Raw genomic sequence first — 18,611 nt, 5'->3', positions numbered from 1 at the left:
TGGTGCTGCCGGAACGCGAGGCGTTGGCGCTTCGCGCCAACCCAGGCGATTGGTCACGTTGGCGGGCGCAGGCCTTGCCCGGGCATACCGGGTTGCCGTGAACAATTGCGAACGAACGTCCCATGACTTACTGTCGATCGCGCCACCTGAATGCCTGTGCGACCCAATATTCGCTGAAATACTGCAGACGAGCACTTTAGACGCGAACCGGCTATTAGCCGACGGGGACGTGGCGATGCGCAGCACCATGCTGCCGGCGGCTTATGCGATGACGGCGGCGCTGCTCGCTTCGCCCGCGGCCGCCGCCAGCATCTTCTACAGCCCGGATCTCAAGACGATCATCATCGATGGGACCATCGAGGCCAGCGACTTCGGCAAGATCCGCAACGCCGTTGCCGACGCCAAGGGCGCAGTGGTGGGGCTTTACCTCCACAGCCCCGGCGGCGACTTCATGACGGCCATCGAAATCGGCAGCTGGGCGCGCCAGCAGCACCTTGCGACCTATGCCTCGGGCACCATGTGCTACTCGGCCTGCGCCTTCCTCTGGCTGGGCGGCGAGGCCCTCTACGCCAATGGCGTGGTGTCGCTGCACATGCCGTTCTACCGGACGTCCATGGTGACCATCGCCATCCCCGACGAGGGCGTGGCCGCTGCGGCCTGGTACCTCGCCAGCCTCGGTTACGATCGCAAGCTGATGGACGCCATGCTGGTGGTGAGCCAGACCGAGTCCAACGAGATGTTCCCCATCACCGGCCCCAATACCGCGCTCTTTCACATCAGCTACGAGCATCTGCCGGACGAAGGGCGCTTCAAGGAGGCACTGACGGCGGCCCGGGCCCGAAAGTCGGCGGAGCGGCTGAAGAGCCACCAGTAGCGGACTGCCTCTATGGTCAGGTTGCGAGCCCAAGGCGAGATGTGGAGTATCGCCGGGTGCAGCGGATCGGGAGGACCTCATGGCGCCACCAGCAGCAGTGCCGACGCTCAGTGAATGGGTGGGCGGCGAGGAGCGGATCGCGGCGCTGACCGCGCGGTTTTATCAGAAGGTGCCAGCCGATCCGGTGATCGGCCCGGTGTTTGCCAACATGGACCCCCGACACGCCGCGCATGTCGCGAGTTTCATCGCCGAGGTGTTCGGCGGCGGCACGCCCTACACCGACCACGGCGGCTCGCATACCGGGATGATCGCTCGCCATCTCGGCCGGGCGCTGACCGAGCAACAGCGGAAGCGCTGGATCGAGTTGATGCTGGAGACAGCGGATGAGGTGGGGCTGCCCAGCGACCCGGAGTTCCGGGCGGCGTTCGTCGGCTATCTCGAGTGGGGCACCCGGATCGCAGTGATCAACTCGCAACCGGGTGTGGCGGCGCCGAAGGGTGATCCCCCGATGCCGGTCTGGGGCTGGGGCCCGCCGGGCGGGCCGTATCGGGGGTGAAGCCGCCGGCCGGAGCTGCAGCGTGGCCGGTTCAGAACTCTTCGTGCGTGCGGGGATCGCCGTCGAACAGGCGGCCGTCCGGGCGGGAGAGCTGATTGATCGCCGCTATATCGGCGTCGTCGAGCTGGAAGTCGGTGACGGCGAGGTTCTCGCGGCGACGCGACGGAGTGGCGGACTTCGGGATGGGCAGGACGCCAAGCTGCAGGTGCCAGCGGAGGACGACCTGCGCTGGGGTGCGGTTGTGCTTGTTGGCGGCCGCGACCACCTGCGGTTCGGCGAGGAGGCCCGTGCCCTTGCCGATCGGGGTCCAGGCCTGGGTGAGGATGCCGCGCTGCTTGTCGGCGGCGCGCTGCTCGGCCTGGTTGAAGTACGGGTGCAGCTCAACCTGGTTGACGCTGGGGGCAACGCCAGTCTTGGCGATCAGCTGGTCGAGATGCTCGGGGAGGAAGTTCGAGACGCCGATCGAGCGGACGAGACCGCGCTCGCGGGCCTCGATCATGCCCTCCCAGGCTTCGACGAACAGCTGCTGGCTCGGGTTGGGCCAGTGGATCAGGTACAGATCGAGGTAGTCGAGACCGCTACGCAGCACCGACTCCTCGATGGCCGAGGTGACGTTGGGCTTCTTGTGATGACGGCCGGGTAGTTTCGAGGTGACGCGGATTTCCTCACGCGGGATGCCGGACATGCGGACGGCTTTGCCGACCGCGCCCTCGTTCTCGTAGTTCACGGCGGAGTCGAGGAGGCGATAGCCTTCGCGCAGCGCCTCGGCCATGCCCTCGGCGCCGGAGATGCCACGGAGCGCGTAGGTGCCGAGGCCGACGGCCGGGAGCGTGGTGCCGTCGTTCAGGGTGTGCTGTGGAAGGGGCATGTGGTGTTCCTGGGTTTGGGCTCAGGGCGAGATGGCCGCCCCCTCCACCGGCTACGCCGGTCCCCCTCCACCGCCGCGCGGGGAAGGATCACGGAGAGGCCGGTTGACCGATCAGGTCGCCTTGCCGGTGGGTGGGGCTTCGTCGCCGTTTTCGGGCATGTCGTCGAAGCTCGAGTAGTTCATGGTGTAAAGCTTGGCGTAGAGGCCCTGCTTGTTCATCAGTTGCTCGTGGTTGCCCGACTCCAGGAGCTCGCCGTTCTGCAAGACGATGATGCGGTCGGCGCCGCGGATGGTGGCGAGGCGGTGGGCAATGACGAGGCCGGTGCGGCCTTCGAGCAGGCGCTTGAGGGCGCGCTGGATCAGCATCTCGGTGTAGCTGTCGATGTTCGCCGTGGCTTCGTCGAGGACGAGGATCTTGGCGTCGGCGACGAGCGCGCGGGCGAAGCTGATCAGTTGGCGCTGGCCCAGCGACAGGTTGCCGCCGCGCTGCTCGAGCTTGGTGTCATAGCCATCGGCCAGCGACATGATGAAGTCATGCGCGCCAACCGCCTTGGCGGCGTCGATGATCTGCTCGCGGGTGGCCGATTGCTTGTTGTAGCGGATGTTCTCGATCACCGAGCCGGTGAACAGGAACGGCTCCTGCAGCACCATGGCGACTTCTGCGCCGAGCGAATCCTGGGTCACGTCGCGCACGTCGATGCCGCCGACGGTGACCGAGCCGTCCCACACATCGTAGAAGCGGTGGACCAGCGACATGCAGCTCGATTTGCCCGAGCCGGTGGGGCCGACGATGGCGACGGTCTCGCCCGGATTGACCCGGAAGCTGACGTTCTTCAGCACCGGCTGGTTCTTGCGATAGCCGAAGGTGACGTTCTTGAACTCGACCGAGCCGTCCATGGCGCCGGTGAGCGCGACGGCATCGGGCTTGTCCTCGATGTTCACGGGGACATCAAGCACTTCGGTGATGCGGGTGCCGGAGCTCATGGCGCGCTGGAACACCGAGTACTGCATGGTGAGCGAGCGGATCGGATCGAAAAAGCGCTGGATGTAGAACAGGAACGCCACCATCACGCCGACCTCGACCTGGTGGCCGAGCACCATCTGGCCGCCGACCACGATGACCGTCGCCATCGAGATGCCGGTGAGGGTGTCGACGATCGGCACCATCACCTGGGCGAACTTGGCTGCGCGGAGGTGCGCTTTGAGGTTGGCGCGGGCCTTTTCCTCGTAGAGGTCGAAATTGACCTTCTGCCGGTCGAGGCTCTGCACGGTGCGCACGCCGTTGATGCCTTCGGCGAGGGCGCCGTTGGCCGACGAGTTGGTGTGGTGCGCCGCCATGAAGCTGACCTTGGCGGGCGGCAGCCAGAACAGGCGCACGATGAACAGGATCGGCATGGTCGCCATGGTGATGGCGCCGAGCATCGGATCGAGCCACAGCAGCACGCCGATGATGCCGAATAGCAGCACGATGTCACCGACGGAAAGCACTGAAGTTTCAAGGAACTCCTGCATGGAGTTCACGTCGCCCATCAGGCGCGACATCAGCCGGCCGACCTCGGTCTTGTCCATCCAGCTGAGCGACACGCGCTGCAGGTGCTCGAACATGCCGCGGCGCATGTCGAACAGCACGTCCTCGGCCGCCTTGCCGACCACGGACTCCTGGATCCAGCTGGCGGCGAAGTTGAAGCCGATAGTGACGGCGAAGCCGACGATAGCCCACAGCAGCACGGATCGGCCGCCACCGCCGGCGGACATGCCGTTATCGATGGCGAACCGGATGATCAGCGGGAAAGCCAGCTGCGTCAGGGTGAAGACCAGCACCGCGGCGACCGAGATGTAGATCTGCTTCTGGTACGGCTTCACGAAGGCCCAGATGCGGCGAACGATCTTGGGATCGTAGGCCTTGCCGAACACCTCTTCCTCGCGATCGAGGCTGGAGCCGACCACGGCGCGTGGCGGGCGCTGGCGGCGGTCTTCGCTTTCGTCGTCGTTGACGGTCACGTCGGTCATTCGGCGGCCTCCAGATGGTCGTCGCCAGGCTTGACCTGGAGGTCGTAGAGGGCGCGGTAGCGGCCGCCCAGGGCGAGCAGTTCTTCATGCGTGCCGCGCTCGACGATGCTGCCATCCTCGATGAAGAGGATCTGGTCGGCGTGCATCAGCGACGAGAGCCGGTGCGAGATGATGAGGGTGACGCGGTCCTTGGCGAAGCGCTTCATCGCCGTGCGGATGCGCTGCTCGGTGCCGGCATCGACCGCGGCGGTCGAGTCGTCGAACACCATCACTGAGGGGCGCAGCATCAGCGAGCGCGCGATGTTCAGGCGCTGGCGCTGGCCGCCGGAGAGCGAGACGCCGCGCTCGCCCACGATAGTCTCGTAACCGGTCGGCAGCCCGATGATGTAGTTGTGGAGCTGCGCGAATTCCGAGGCGCGGGAGATCCGACCCTCCTTCGCCCACGGGTCGCCATAGGCGATGTTGTTTTCGATGTTGGTGGTGAACAGGAACGAGTCCTGCTGCACCACGGCCACCGCCTGGCGGAGGCTGGCGAGGGTGACGTCGCGCACGTCCTGCCCGTCGATGGTGACCTTGCCGCCATCGACATCGTAGAAGCGCGGGATCAGGTGGGCGATGGTCGACTTGCCCGAGCCGGGGCGGCCGACGATGCCGATGGTTTCGCCGCGGCGGCCCTCGAAGCTGACGTTCTGCAGCACCTTGCGGGTGGGCGCGCTCGGATAGGCGAAGTCGACGTTCTCGAACCGCACCGTGCCTTCGGTCACCTTCAGCGGCTGGGCGCCCGGCTTGTCCTTGATCTCGATCTCGAGGTCGAGGAAGGCGAACAGGCGATTGCCGCAGGTCGAGGCGCGGGCGAACGAGTTGACCAGCAGCCCGAGCTGGCGCACCGGCATCTGCAGGATGGTCATGAAGGTGAGAAACGAGGCGAGCGTGCCGACAGTCATGGCGCCGGACAGCACCTTTTCGCCGCCGACCCAGAGCACGAGGCCCATCGAGAGCAGGAAGCTGACGTTCATCATCGAGGTGCTGGAGACGCGGATATCGACGCGCTTGTGGGCCAGCGCCAGCGCTGCGTTGGAGGCCTCGTCGTACTTCTTCAGCTCATGGTCCTGCCCGGCAAAGGCCCGGACCACACGGATACCGCCGAGGTTCTCTTCCATGACGCGGCTGAGGTTCTGCAGCATTTCCTGCAGCGTCAGCCAGGTGGCGCGCAGCGTCAGTTGGGCGACTGACGAGCGCCAGGCGACAAACGGCGCAAAGCTGAGTGCCAGGATGCCCAGCAACAGGTCGGTCGACATCATCATATAGGCGCCGACGCCGATCAGGATGCTGAGCAGCACGACGCGCAGCACACCGGTGGCAAAGAACATGCGCACGCCCTCGAGGTCGAGCATGCCCACGGTGATCAGATCGCCGGTGTGGACCTTGTCGTGGTAGGAAAAGCTGAGGCGCTGGATCTTCTCGTAGACGGCGAGGCGGAGCTCATAAGCCGTGTGGTGACCAACGGCTTCGCCGAAATAGTTCATGGTCATCGTGAACAGGCCGCGGCCGATCGAGACGACCAGCAGGATCCACGCCGTGACCCACAGCGCATCCACCGCCCCTGCTCCGCCATCGAGCACGCCCTCGGCCTGATCGACCGCCTGGCCGAGCAGCCGCGGCACCCATAGCTGCAGCACGCAGGCGATGATGGTGGAGGCGATGGTGATGCTTACCATCCAGGGGTGGCGCCAGGTTTGAACCATGATGCGCCATAGGGTGGTCAGTCCCTTGCCGGCCTGTGTGGCTTCGACATGTGACATTGCATCGCCAGGCGAATAGGCGCTGCGCGGAGCATTCGAGCTCAATTTGCGGGTCCAGACATTATGCATTTGGGCCTGCCCTCGCCGGAATATTGGCGGCAGACTCGGCCCTGTAGAACCAGAGGAAGACCCCATCTGTCGCGCCGATTTGCGTTCTGTTCAAGGCAGATATGCGGGCGCGATGGCCTTCTTTCGTATGAGCGCCGTACGGGTCGAGCATGATGTTGCACGAATGCAACCTCGCCCCCAAAGCAACGTTCAGGCCTAATGACCCGCGAGATCGAGATGACCGAAGGCACAGGGCAGCCGCCACCCGAGGACGACACTTTCCGCGAGGCGGTCCGCAAGACCGCTTACTTCCTGTGGCAACAGGATGGGCGACTGGATGGCCGGGATGAGGAGTACTATCTGCGCGCGCTCGAGATGCACCGGCGCGAGCGGACCTACGATGCCTGGCTGAAGGATAATGGGCCGGAGGACGGCTAGGTCGCCCGGCTTGCCACGAACTGCTGCCAGACACGGCGCATCACGACGCCGGCGGTGACGCCGAGCACGCCGCCCAGCATCTTGACGCCGAGGTCGATGAGCCGGCCGTGGCGTGACACCGACACCAGCTGCAGCGTCTCGAGCGCGACGGCTGCCCCCAATACCACTACCACCGTGACCCAGAGATGGCGCGGATAGGCCAGCGCGAACAGCAAGCCGATGGCCCCGAAGGCCATGAACCGTTCGATGCTGGGCGAGTAGCCGCTGGTGGGCCGGAAACCGATCGGGGCCAGGGTGACGAAGGCAACGGCAACGAGCAGCAGCCAGGCAAGCAGCGGTAACAGGCGCATCGGCGAAAGAGCTCCGGATCAGACGGCGTTGCGCCGGGTCTTGGACGAGAAAACCGTCAAGACGATGATCCAGCAATCGAGGAAAATCGACCAATTGTCGATGTAGTAAAGATCGTGCCGGGTACGGCCCTCGATCTGCTCGAAAGTCGAGGTCTCGCCGCGATATCCGTTGACCTGGGCCCAGCCGGTGATGCCGGGCTTGATGCGTTGGCGGTGGGCATAGCTGGCCAATTGCTCGCCCAATTCATCGTCGTGCACCAGCGCATGCGGGCGCGGGCCGACGAGGCTCATGTTGCCGCGGATGACGTTGATCAGCTGCGGCAGTTCGTCGATCGAGGTGCGGCGGATGAAGGCGCCGATCTTGGTGATGCGCTTATCGCCCACGCGGGCCTGGGTCATCTTGCGCCCGGACTCGGTGACGGTCATCGAGCGGAACTTCCAGATGTGGAAGGTGTCGCCGTTGAAGCCGCGGCGCTCCTGCCGGTAGAACACCGGGCCGCGGCTATCGAGCTTGATCAGCAGCGCGACGACCGCGAGGAGCGGGCTGAGGAAAAGGAGGCCAAGGCCGGCCCCGCTGACGTCGAACACGCGCTTCAGCAGCACCGCGCCGTCACTCATGGGCTTGCGCAGCGAACGCAGCGCGTTGTTGGGGCCGAGCGGCACCACGTCGAGGAACTTGAAGCTGACATTGTCGGTGGCCGGCACGCAGACCACGTTGATGGCAAAGCGCTTCAGCTCATTGGTGAGGCGCTCCAGCCCGTCGATGTCGCCGATCTCCCCGACGAATACGATGAACTCGGCGCCGCGCGCCACCCAGTGCTGCGCGAACTCGACTAGGGCGCTCTCGCGGACCACGCCCTCGGCGTCGACGGCGTCTTCGAGATACATCGTCCCCGCGAGCCGGTAGCCGGTCTTCCACAGGTTGCCGTTGACGAGGAAACGAACGGTATCGGCACGGTTGCCGACGACGGCAACCTTCTGGAACTGCAACTGGCCGGCGCGGATGCGGGTGGTGACGGCGGCGTAGGCGATAGTGCGGGCCAGCAGCAGCGCCGGGACGCCGAGCACATAAGCCGAGATCAATGAAACGCGGGACAGCTCGCCGGCGACGCCAAACATGAAGGCGCCGAACAGCGCGATGGCGAAGGCGCCAGTCCACCCCAGGACGCTCTGTGCCAATGTCGTGTGCGGATGCTGGGCACGGTCCAGGAACTGGTTGGCGGCGATGGCGGAGAAGCCGCCATAGAGGACGCCGACAACGAGCGAGTAGACGCCGTAGAATCCCAGCAGTTCGTCGCTCGGCACATGCATGAAGAGGTTGTGGTAGATCAGCGCCGGCAGCAGCATCACTAGCGCCGCGAGCACGCCTTCGGTGAGGGCGAAGGTCATGCAAAGGGCCGTCTGGTTGGCCACCACGCGACGCGCCCGCCGCCGTTCTAAGCCTTGATACCCGAGCTCGCTTTGCGCCACAGCAAATTGCCTCAAATTGCTGGCAATTCAGGATAATCGCTGCCCTGGTTGCCGTATCTCGGCGATTAGCACGGAGCCGGATTCGGCCAAAGGCTTAGGTTAAGATGCGGTTAATGCCGAGGCTCGAGGCTAGCACGGGTAGGCACCGCCTCGAAATAGGCGACGAGCAGCACGATGAGGATCGTGACGACCGCGGTTTTCTGGCTCAGCGTGTTGTTGGAGAGCGCGGCGCAAAGGAACACGGCGGTGCCGATCCAGGCCGGCCGCGACTGGTGGCGGAGCAACCGCCAGACCAGCCAGAAGAACAGCAGCGCGAAGGGGATGGCGAGGGTCAGACCCAGCTGGAAGGTCATGAAGACCGGGGTGGACTCGATGAAGGGCAGCCCGAGCTTGTCGTTGACGATCTTGGTGACCTCGACGATGTCCTTGCCGAACATCACCTCCTGCCAGGTGACGTGATCGAATATCTGGTAGATGTCGGTGCGAGCGAAGAAATTCTGATCGACCACGCCTTCCGAAAAGCGCGACAGCAATCCGCCGGCGGCCATCACGCCGATCAACGCGGCGCCCCCCGCGAGCACCATGATCAGCACTGCGAGCTTGGCTTTGCGCTCGGCGCGGCGGCTGAGCGAAGTCCAGGGGACGAGCAGTACCAGCGCCAGCACCTCGACGGTGGCGACGATCAGCGCGAAGCGTGCGCCGGCGGCGACGGTGCCAACGAACAGCAGCGCCATGGCGGCAACCTTCACCCAGGGCTTCCAGCTGGTCAGCGGCACGAAGCCGATCGTCGTGGCGGACAGCAGGCCAAGGGTCAGCGGATGGCCGGCGAGGCCGATCGGCCGGAACGCCGCCTCGCCCTCCGAATAGGGGAAGATGCGGATATGGGTCGCCACCTCGAACAGCCCCATCAGCGCGCTCAGCAGGTTGATGAGGATCACCGCGTCGCCGAGGAGGCGCCGGTAGGACGGGTTCTGCGCCAGGAGGATGAGGCCGACAGCGCCGGCGACAAGATAGGTGTCGATGAGATTGCCCCCCACGCCGCCCCGACCAGTGGCGATGAGGAAGACGATCAGCAGTCCCAGCAGGCCCATGAAGCGCACGAGATCGCGGAACTTGACGATCTCCTCGCCCCTGAGGAACACCGGGCGCGTGAACAGCGCCACCGGCAGCAGCAACAGCAGCAGGTAGGTACCGAGGTGGATCTTGTTGTAGAAGGCGCCGCCTTCGCGCACGTAGTCGTAGACCGTGTCCATCACTGCCGGTGACACGCAGATGCGGATCACCAGTGCTGCGAGGATCGCCAGGAACAGGGCGAGAGAGAAGGCATTGGCGCGCTGCGCACTGTCGCCGGCCGCTTTGGGTCCGGTGGCCGAATAGCTCAAGGCTGTCCCTTTCCACTGGCATGGGTTGCGGCTTTTGGTGGCCCGGGTTTAGCACGCCCTGCCCCGCCAAGGCGCGGAGGAGATCGCCGTATCCTTAATCGAGACGGGCTGCTGCCGGCGCTTCGGCAAGGCCGCGTGAGACGGATCCACCATTAATCATTTGAGCAGTTGGCGTTGGTTGAACTGCGCCCGCGGGACTAGTGTTCGGGCTCTCCTCAGTGGTTAACGCCCCATGACTCATGCGCTGCAGACTTCGATACCGACGACAGCTCCAGGCACGCCAGCAAATGCCGGACTGCTGGAGCTGACCGATGCTACCTCGGTGGTGTTCGAGACCGTCAACAATGCGCTGCAATGGGAGCGGCTGCTCGGGCAGACCGATCGCGCTCACAGCGTCCAGGCATTTGGCTATGGCGAGGCAAAGGGCAGCAAGGGTTGGCATGTAAGCCGGCAGTTGCTGTCTCTGGCAGGTCGCCCGGTAGCCATCGTGCAGGCGCTGGAAAAGCGCGTGGCGGGGCTACGGGTCGTGACGCGCATCAATCGCGGTCCGATGTTCCTGATGCCCGATGCACCCGCCTACGTTGTCACCGCCGTCTATCGAGCGGTGCGGAAGCGGTGGGGCCGGTTGCCGTTCGGCGTGCTGCTGCTGGCGCCCGCGCTGGAAGATCGGCCTGAAAACCGGGCGATCCTCGCGAGGGCCGGGTTCAGGCCGCGCAAGGGCAATGGCTGGGGCTCGGCCCGGCTCGATCTCGCGCTGCCGATCGATGATGTGTTCCAGACCTTCGAGCACAACTGGCGCAAGTCCATCCGCGCTGCCGACAAGGCCGGCGTGACGGTCAAGGTGGCGGATGCGGAAGCCGACCACGAATGGATGATCGAGCGCCATCTGCAGAACATGGCCGAGAAGGGCTTTTCCGGCCACGATGCCGAGTTCCTTCGCAGCCTCAGGAAGAACTCCGGTTCCGACTATGTGCTGCTTCAAGCATTGCATGAAGGCCGGCCCGTCGCCGGGCTGGTGATGCTGAAGTTCGGCAACGTCGCCGACTCCATCGTCGCCTGGTTTGGCGAGGAGGGCCGCAAGGTGAAGGCCGGCAATGCCATTACCTGGGGCGCCATCCAGGAGATGCAGCGGCGGGGCTGCCGCCTCTACGATGTCGGCGGCATCAACAGCGACAAGGGCTTCTCAAGCTTCAAAAGCGGCATGAACGGAGCCGAGTATTTCCTCCTCGGGGAGTATGTCGGCTTCTAGGCGCAGCGATGCGCCGGGAGGCCCGTAAGGCCATGGCAGGTTCTCGATGACGTCCACCGCTCTCACCGTTGCCTATTGCGGCCCGATTGCGCGGCAGGGGGAACCCGCCAGGGGCGGCTTCGAGGCCGCCAATCGCCGGCTGATCGATGACCTCGATCGCGCCGGGCTCGACGTCGTCGAATTGCCCTACGCGCCGGAACGCAAACCGGCATGGCGGAAGATCCTGGCCTACGGCACGAGCTTTGCCGCCCTGGCCTGGCGCATCGTCATCGAGGGCGGGCAGTGGGACGTGTTCCACATCACGCCGCTCCGCCGCCAGTTCATCCTCGCCGAGTGGCTGCTGTGCCATCTCGCGCGCCGTCGCGGCGCCAAGCTCGTGGTCGACCTGAGGGCGGGCGCCATTGCCGAGGACACCGCCAGCCCCAAGCGGGCGAGGCGCGCCGCCTTCGAGAGCATGTTGAAGATGTCCGACCTCATCTGCGTCGAGGGCGAGGTCTATTTGCCGCTCGTCGCGCCGTACGGCAAGGACGCGCTCTACCTGCCCAACTATGTCGATGCGGGGACGGTGGGCAACCGCCCCGCTCCGCCATCCGGCCGGATCAACCTGGTTTTCCTTGGCCGTATCGTGCCGGAGAAGGGGATCGAAGTCGCGCTGGACTGCGTGCGCGCGCTCAAGGCCAGGGGGCACGACGTACGGCTGAAGGTCATCGGACGGGACGACGAGGCCTACGTTGCGGGCCTCAAGGCGGCGTCTCAGGAGCTACCTGTGTCGTGGCTCGGTGCCGTCCCCCACCCGGAGGTCCCGGCGCAGCTCGGTGACGGCCACTTCTTCATATTCCCCACCCGGCATCGCGGCGAAGGCCATTCCAACGCGCTGACCGAGGCGATGAGCCAGGGGCTCGTGCCGCTGGTGGCGGACAATGGCTTCAACCGCCAGGTCATCGCGGATGCGGGGGTCGTCTTCGACATGGAGGCGACGGGCGAGGACTATGCCGCCGCCGTCGAGAACATCCTGGCGCAGGATGCGTGGGCCGGGCTATCCGGCGCAGCCCGCCAGCGCATTGTCGAGCAGTTCACCGGCGAGAAGCTGGTGCCGGCACTGGTGGCCCGCTATCGGGCTCTCGTTGGGATGGGCTCTGGACGCCCCAGGGCCGCTGTTCGGCACGAAGAGGCTGTCGCAGGCCGCGGCTAGAAGCGTCACACCGCTTCTTGTTCGCGGGCCGAGTGCCCCAGGCCGGCTACCGGCCGAAGCTCGACCGCAACCGTGCGCCCGGTTTCGCCTACCCTGCCCTGCCAAACGACACGATCGGCTTCCTGCTTGCGACCGAAGGCAGGTGAGACCCAGCCGCCGCCGGCACCTTCGCCACCGCGTTGCACGGAGATGTCGCCGTGCTCGAAGGTGAGCGTGAGGATGGTGAGCGCGCCACGCTGGACGATCACTTCGTTCCCCTCAACGCGCGCCGAAAGGTCGGGAGCAAGCTGGAAGCTGACCTGCGCCTGCCGGTCCCCGTCGACGCCGAGCAGCTTGTCGACGATGGCGAACCCACTCTCGGTGCGAGCGAGGTTGCGCTGATGGGTGACGCCGAAGCGCTTGCGATACCCGTCATGGCTCGCGGTCAGGCTCCACCGGGCGCCTTTGTCGTGCCGCTCGAGCCGGCTTGCGGCCTTCTGCGACCAGTTGAACGAACCTGAGATCGTACTCTGATCGGCGCCGGACACGACCAGCGTGTTGTGTGCTGTGGTGCCGCGGAACCAGTCGCGCCAGGCGCCGCCCGAGTGATAGAGATAAGTACCCGGATCGATCAGCACCGGCTCGCCGTCGACCGCCAGTATAATGGCCAGCGCATCAGCGTGCCCGTGCGCGGCGATCGAGAGATAGCCCAGCGGCCCATGGTCGAACACCAGGCTGACCTGCCGCCCGCCAATCTCCTCGTTGACGACGGAGTAGCCGCCTTGCGCGAAGACCCGCTGTCCCCGCGGCGATGCAGCACGTTCATCAGCGCGGCCGAGTAGCAGGCCGCGAAAATCGGCTTCGGCGTCCGTCGGCGCACCGCGCCCCGTGAACCCCGCGATCGCGTTGGCGACTGAGCCCGGATAGGCATGCTCGACATTGCCCGAGGTCAGGACGCGGCCGTCATCGTCGTCGCCGATGGCGGGAACCGTGCCGCCTTCGAGCGCTAGCCAGCCGATGAACTCGGCGAAAGCGCTGAGGCGCTCACCCACCGAGGCGGGGAACCGCTGCCCGGAATCGCGGGCAACCACGGAGCAGAGGAGCACGAACTCGGCCGAAAAGGCGCCATAGCTCGGCGACTGCTCGGCCGGGACACCGTCGGGCAGGATCTGGCGAGCGGTCTCTTCGACCAGCTTGGCGCGAGCCCGGGCCGCCATGTCGGCAGCTCCAGCGATGCCCGGCATTGCCAGCCCGATGAGAAACTCACCCGCCAGTTCGGCAATCAGGTGATTGTTCGCCGACGAGAACCGCGAGGGATACCGCTTCAGCCAGGTCGCGGTGGCCTGGAGGATGGATGCGATCTGCCGGCGGCAGACGACGGACAGGCGCTCGCCCACCAGGGAGACGGTGATCAGCAGCGAAATGGCCCGCAGGGCGAGCTCGATACCGGAGTTCCAGCCGAGGCCGCGGAACGGCGGATTGGCCGCGTACCAGCTGTCGACGGCCGCTTCGATAGCGGCGACGCTATCCGCATTGGAAGCCAGCAGCGCGTGGGCGGCCAGCGGCTGCAGGAACTGCAGGCGGTTCAGTTCCCACACGTATTTTACGTCGCCGAGCTGCCGCTCGTGCCGGTAGGGAACGTCGAAGCAGTACTGGTCCGCAGCTGGCCATGCGCCGCCCGTAACCGGATCGAGCCGCCAGAGATCATGGGGAAACCGGTCGGCCGCCGCCTGCCGCGGCCATTCGACGCCAAGCGCGGCGAACCGTCCGGCCAGAACCTTCTCGGCGGCCAGGCGGATCTTCTCCGCGAGCGCAGGAGACGCGCCCAGCACCCGTTCCCGCAAGCCGGGCAGCGGCCGGACTTCCGTACCCGGGTAGTGGGCCCAGCCTTCCAGGCGTCCGCGGGCTCGTTCTTTCTTGATCTTCTCGCTGACGCGGTGCGCCAGCTCGCCTGCGCTCATGGCGCGCAGGCGATGAAGGTACCAGCCCAGGGACATGGCCTAGATTCCCTGGAGGGCTCGTTGGTAGGCAGCGATCAGCGGGCGCACCTGGTGGTTCCAGCTGAACCGGTCTTCGACGCGCTCGCGCCCCAGCTGTCCCATGCGGGCGCCACGTACCGGATCGGCGAGCAGATCGGTGATCCGCGCGGCCATATCCACCGGATCGTTCGGCTTGGCATAGAGCGATGCCTCGCCGGCCGAATAGCGCCCCTCGGTGACGTCGAACTGCACGATCGGCTTGCCGAACGCCATGTACTCGAGGATCTTGTTCATGGTGGACTTGTCGTTCATGACGTTGACGCGGTCAGGATTGACGCAGACGTCGGCCGTCGAGAGCATTTCGAACAGATCGGCATCGCTGATGCGGCCGGGCAGGTTCACGAAGTCCGTGAGGCCCAGCTGCTTGGATTGAGCGCGCAGCTGCTCCAGCTCCGGACCACTTCCGGCGATGCAGAACTGGATATCGGTCCGCCCCTGCCGCACGACGATATCGTGCACCGACTGCAGCAGCAGGTCGACGCCTTCCTGCGCGCCCATCACCCCGACATAGCCGACGAGGTGCTTCCGCCCCTGCTTCCAGCGTGCGTTCGGAGCGACCGGCTTGATCTTGTGCAGGTCGGGCCCGCTGCGCACCACGAAGACGTCCTTGGGCCGCATACCACCGCGTTCGAGCGCGATGTCGCGATAGCTGTGGTTGGTGGCGATCGACACATGCGCCATGGCAAAGGTGAGCCGCTCGAGCACCAGCATCAGGCGCCAGAACAGGTCGCGCCGGCCGAACTTAGCCTCGTACAGTTCCGGGTTAATGTCGTGGTGATCGAACACGAACCGCTTGCCGAACGGCTTGAACAGCAGCGCGACGAGAAAGATCAGGTCCGGCGGGTTGCACGCGTGAATGACGTCAAAGCCCCGCTCGCGCAGCACCTTGAAGGCCAGCACCGTTTCCCAGAACAGGGCGGCGCCGTATTCCTTGAGATAGCCGATCGGACCGTTACCTTCGGCGGGCAGCGGATGGCGATAGACGTGAATGCCGTCGATCACCTCGTAGCGCTTGGTGTAGCCCTTGGCGACGGGACAGATGACGCTGACCACCGCTCCGGCCTTGTTCAGCGTCGTGGCCTCCAGCCAGACACGCCGGTCGAACGGCACCGGCAGGTTCTCGACAATGATCAGAACCTTCTTGCCGGCCAGCGGGGCGTCGCGCAGCACGTCGGTGCTCGCCTGCTGCGTGACGCTCAGTTCGGGCGTGTACGCGCCCTCTGCCATCGAGCTCATGGGATCATGCTCACATCGATCACGTTGCTGCTGCGCAGCGCCAGGCTGCGCTGCAGGCCGTTGGCGGCGACCACCAGGTCGAAATCGCCGGCCTCGGCTTCGTCCTTGTCGATCAGCAGTTCGCCGATCTTGGGCAGCTGTGAATAGGCATAGCCGAGGTTCTGGCCGATCAGCTTGCGTGCATCGAGGCCCGAGTCATAGATGGACACATCGAACCCGGCGGTGATCAGCCGGCGGGCCATATCAACATTCGGGCTCTCGCGCAGATCGTCGGTGTTCGCCTTGAAGGCGAGGCCGACCAGCAGCACCTTGGCGCCGGGCGTAAGCTGACGGACGATGTGATCGAACTGGTAGTGTTTGTGCGCCTCATTGGTGCGCAGCACCGCGTCCAGCAGATGGGTGTTCGCGCCGATGTCGTTGGAAATGTGCTGCAGTGCCCGCACGTCCTTGGGCAGGCACGAGCCGCCAAACGCCCCACCCGGCCGGGTGTAATAGGCCGAGAGGTTGAGCTTGGTGTCCGACACGAAGATCTCGTGCACCTTGGTGGCGCTGATATCGAGCTGCTGGCAGATGCGGCCGATCTCGTTGGCGAAGGCAATCTTGACCGCGTGCCAGGAGTTGTCGACGAACTTAGTCAGCTCGGCTTCCCGATAGCCCACGTGGAAGGTCTGGGCCTGGAGGCCTTCATGCATCCGGTCCATGGCGGGCGAAGGCAGGCCGTCGACTGTGCCGATGACGATCTTGGGCGGATTGAAGAAGTCGGCGATGGCCGAGGATTCGCGCAGGAATTCCGGATTGTAGACCAGCTCGATGAGGTCGCCGAAATTCTCGCCCAGGATCGAGCGGAAGATCGGGGCGATCAGCCCGTCGACAGTGCCGGGCCGGATCGTCGAGCGATAGGCAACCGTCAGGCGGCTCGACCGATCGCGCCGCACGCCGGTGGCGATCTGGCGGGTCACCTCGGCGATGTGGCTGAGATTGTGCGAACCATCGAGGGCGCTTGGGGTGCCGACGCACACCAGCGCAATGTCGGCGTCATCCAGCAGGCCGCCGATCACAGTCGAGCCTTGCAGCAGCCCCTCGTCCCGGGCAGTTGCCAGCCGTTCATCGAGGCCGGGCTCGAGGACCGGGGAGATACCGGCCTGAAAGTCGCGGACCTTCGTCTCGCTGACATCTATGCCGATAATGTGGTGACCTTGGCTCGCCAGGCAGCCTGCCGTAGTACTACCAACGTAGCCAAGCCCAAAAACCGCAATCTTCATGTAACCCACCGCAAGGTTAGTTCAGGCAGCGTAGTGCTGACGTCGAAAAATCGAGTCGTCCGCAACTCTCTTTGACCTGTTAACGGAGGTTTAACCGAACCATGCGGCCCAGACATCCTGAACCAGCCGTTAATCCTAACAGCTAAACTTGTATCTATTTGGCCGGCGGCTTAACCAAAAAATCCCATTACGCGAGCCCGGCGCGACCGTCGGTATATAAGGGCACGAACAACAGGCTGCCTCAGCAACGAGATCCAACGCCATGTCCGACGTCACCGACAGGCCAGTTTCCGACACTGCCCGCTCCGGCGCACGCGTCTTCGCGCGGCTGGGGAGCGACGACGCCCACGGCCACCGCGAGGCCGTAATGGCAAGGCTGCACCCCGCACCGAGGCCGGCGCCGGCCGCCGCCTCGCAGGTCGCGGACGCAGTGCCGGTGGAAACGGTGACGCTCAACAAGATCGGCGATTTCCTTGAGCTCGATTTTGGACGGCTGTTCAGCTGGATGGGCCGCGGCAAGAAGCTCGCCCTTGGGCTGGCGGTGGTCGGCGCCGTAGCGGGCGGGCTTTACGGCATGTTCGGCACACCCAAGTACACGGTCTCGACCGACATCATGATCGATCCGGCCAGCCTGCAGGTGGTGTCGGACGACTTGTTCCAGCAGCCCGGCCAGGCCGATGCGGCGCGGCTCAATGCCGGCTCGAAGCTCCGCGTCCTGACCTCGGGCAATGTGCTGCTGCGCGTCGTTGATGAACTGAACCTTGTGGACGACAAGGAATTCTACGACCCTACGCCCGGCTTCTCGCTTTCCTCGCTGATCCCGCTGGGCGGCGACAAGGCCGTGCCCAATCCGCGTCTCGCGGCGCTCGCGGCGCTGTCCAAGAAGGTCAGCACTAAGGCCGATGAAACGAGCTTTGTCGCTACCCTGCAGGTCTCTTCGGAAAACCCGCAGAAATCGGTGAAGATCGCCGACGCGGTCGTCGCCTCGTTCCAGAACGAACTGGCGACGGCGGAATCGGCTGGCGCCTCGCGTACCGCGGATTCGCTGAACGAGCGCCTCGATGAGCTGAAGGGCGCGGTGAAGACGGCCGAGGAAAAGGTCGAGGCGTACAAGCGCGCCAACAACCTGTCGGCGAGTGCGGGCGAGCTGGTGAGCAACCAGACGCTGACCCAGTTGAACGCGCAGGTGGTCGAGGCGCAGTCGCGCGTCATCGCGGCGCAATCGGCCTATGACGAGCTGGTGGCAGCCGGCAGCAATGCATCGACCGCCGACACCCAGGCTTCGGCTTCGCTGGCCGGCGTGCGTGCCCGGATTTCCGACCTTCGCGCCCAGCTCGACAGCCAGTCGATGATCTACGGCGCGCGCCATCCCACCATCGTCAAGCTCAATGCCGAGCTGGCCGTGGCGCAGTCCGAGCTCAGTGCCGAGATCGCCCGAGTGGTGACGGCCGCCAAGGTGACGCTCGACGAAGCCAAATCGGGACTTCAGGCGCTGACGGCCAAGGCGGATACCCTCAAGACCAACGTCTTCTCCGACAACGAGGCGCTGGTGGCGCTGCGCGAACTCGAGCGCGACGCCGCGAGCAAGACCACGATATACGAAGCGTTCCTCAGCCGCGCCAAGCAGGTGGCCGAGCGTGAGCAGATTGACACGACTAATGTGCGGGTGATCTCTCCGGCCGTGCCGCCGACCGACCGCTCCTGGCCGCCCAAGACGGTGGTCGTCGCCGCGGGCGGTGGGTTTGGCGGGTTCGTCTTCGGCATGCTGATTGCCGTGGCGCTGGGCATCTCGCGCGACCTGAAGCGCGACACGCGCCGGCGGGATACGGCAACGGCCACGGCATAAGCCGGTTGCC

15 protein-coding genes are annotated in these 18,611 nt (G+C 65.3%); 6 read left to right on the top strand and 9 right to left on the bottom strand.

The features are described 5' to 3' along the window. Positions 1–235: 235 nt before the first annotated feature. Positions 236–874: a hypothetical protein gene (locus tag AC1DV8_RS03180; RefSeq protein ID WP_477156454.1), complete on the top strand. Its 639-nt coding sequence runs from the start codon at positions 236–238 to the stop codon at positions 872–874. Between the two features lie 79 nt (positions 875–953). Continuing rightward, positions 954–1,430: a group II truncated hemoglobin gene (locus AC1DV8_RS03175; protein WP_477148597.1), complete on the top strand. Its 477-nt coding sequence runs from the start codon at positions 954–956 to the stop codon at positions 1,428–1,430. A gap of 31 nt (positions 1,431–1,461) precedes the next feature. On the opposite strand, the gene AC1DV8_RS03170 is transcribed toward AC1DV8_RS03175, so the two are convergent. The 3 genes from AC1DV8_RS03170 to AC1DV8_RS03160 form a co-directional block, all read right to left on the bottom strand. After that, positions 1,462–2,298 (bottom strand): aldo/keto reductase, encoded by an 837-nt coding sequence (locus AC1DV8_RS03170; protein WP_477156453.1) that lies wholly within the window; start codon positions 2,296–2,298, stop codon positions 1,462–1,464. 111 nt (positions 2,299–2,409) lie between these two features. Continuing rightward, a complete protein-coding gene (locus AC1DV8_RS03165) occupies positions 2,410–4,308 on the bottom strand; it encodes an ABC transporter ATP-binding protein (RefSeq protein WP_477156452.1) in 1,899 nt (632 codons plus the stop codon). Then, positions 4,305–6,155, bottom strand: coding sequence for an ABC transporter ATP-binding protein (locus AC1DV8_RS03160; RefSeq protein WP_477156451.1), 1,851 nt, complete (start codon positions 6,153–6,155; stop codon positions 4,305–4,307). Before AC1DV8_RS03160 ends, AC1DV8_RS03165 begins: the two co-directional genes overlap by 4 nt. A 240-nt stretch (positions 6,156–6,395) precedes the next feature. Between AC1DV8_RS03160 and AC1DV8_RS03155 the strand changes: the two genes are divergently transcribed. Further along, on the top strand, positions 6,396–6,596 hold the full coding sequence (locus AC1DV8_RS03155) for a DUF2934 domain-containing protein (protein WP_477156450.1): 201 nt from the start codon (positions 6,396–6,398) through the stop codon (positions 6,594–6,596). On the opposite strand, the gene AC1DV8_RS03150 is transcribed toward AC1DV8_RS03155, so the two are convergent. The 3 genes from AC1DV8_RS03150 to AC1DV8_RS03140 form a co-directional block, all read right to left on the bottom strand. After that, positions 6,593–6,946 carry a hypothetical protein gene (locus AC1DV8_RS03150; RefSeq protein ID WP_477156449.1) on the bottom strand — a complete coding sequence of 118 codons (354 nt, stop codon included), beginning with the start codon at positions 6,944–6,946 and terminating at the stop codon, positions 6,593–6,595. The two genes, AC1DV8_RS03155 and AC1DV8_RS03150, sit on opposite strands and share 4 nt — an antisense overlap. 18 nt (positions 6,947–6,964) lie before the next feature. Next, positions 6,965–8,335 (bottom strand): exopolysaccharide biosynthesis polyprenyl glycosylphosphotransferase, encoded by a 1,371-nt coding sequence (locus AC1DV8_RS03145; protein WP_477156448.1) that lies wholly within the window; start codon positions 8,333–8,335, stop codon positions 6,965–6,967. A gap of 191 nt (positions 8,336–8,526) precedes the next feature. Next, positions 8,527–9,798: a VpsF family polysaccharide biosynthesis protein gene (locus AC1DV8_RS03140; protein WP_477156447.1), complete on the bottom strand. Its 1,272-nt coding sequence runs from the start codon at positions 9,796–9,798 to the stop codon at positions 8,527–8,529. Between the two features lie 232 nt (positions 9,799–10,030). On the opposite strand from AC1DV8_RS03140, the gene AC1DV8_RS03135 reads away from it, so the two are divergent. Continuing rightward, positions 10,031–11,047: a lipid II:glycine glycyltransferase FemX gene (locus tag AC1DV8_RS03135; protein WP_477148589.1), complete on the top strand. Its 1,017-nt coding sequence runs from the start codon at positions 10,031–10,033 to the stop codon at positions 11,045–11,047. Between the two features lie 46 nt (positions 11,048–11,093). Further along, the gene (locus tag AC1DV8_RS03130; protein WP_477148588.1) at positions 11,094–12,239 is read left to right on the top strand and encodes a glycosyltransferase family 4 protein; all 1,146 of its coding nucleotides are present in this window, start codon (positions 11,094–11,096) and stop codon (positions 12,237–12,239) included. 5 nt (positions 12,240–12,244) lie between these two features. Here the strand turns inward: AC1DV8_RS03130 and AC1DV8_RS03125 are convergent, their stop codons facing one another. From AC1DV8_RS03125 to AC1DV8_RS03115, 3 genes are read right to left on the bottom strand one after another with little or no spacing between them, the layout of a single operon-like run. Beyond that, on the bottom strand, positions 12,245–14,215 hold the full coding sequence (locus AC1DV8_RS03125; protein WP_477156446.1) for a heparinase II/III family protein: 1,971 nt from the start codon (positions 14,213–14,215) through the stop codon (positions 12,245–12,247). A 3-nt stretch (positions 14,216–14,218) separates the two neighbouring features. Continuing rightward, positions 14,219–15,493, bottom strand: coding sequence for a glycosyltransferase family 4 protein (locus AC1DV8_RS03120; protein WP_477156445.1), 1,275 nt, complete (start codon positions 15,491–15,493; stop codon positions 14,219–14,221). After that, a complete protein-coding gene (locus AC1DV8_RS03115) occupies positions 15,490–16,755 on the bottom strand; it encodes a nucleotide sugar dehydrogenase (protein ID WP_477156444.1) in 1,266 nt (421 codons plus the stop codon). Before AC1DV8_RS03115 ends, AC1DV8_RS03120 begins: the two co-directional genes overlap by 4 nt. 262 nt (positions 16,756–17,017) lie before the next feature. Between AC1DV8_RS03115 and AC1DV8_RS03110 the strand changes: the two genes are divergently transcribed. Next, positions 17,018–18,601: a GumC family protein gene (locus tag AC1DV8_RS03110; protein ID WP_477156443.1), complete on the top strand. Its 1,584-nt coding sequence runs from the start codon at positions 17,018–17,020 to the stop codon at positions 18,599–18,601. Positions 18,602–18,611 lie beyond the last annotated feature (10 nt).

Source organism: Devosia sp. P3_B2 (assembly GCF_056402875.1).
Note: the sequence above shows the minus strand (reverse complement) of the source record. Positions and strands in the feature narration are given on the sequence as shown.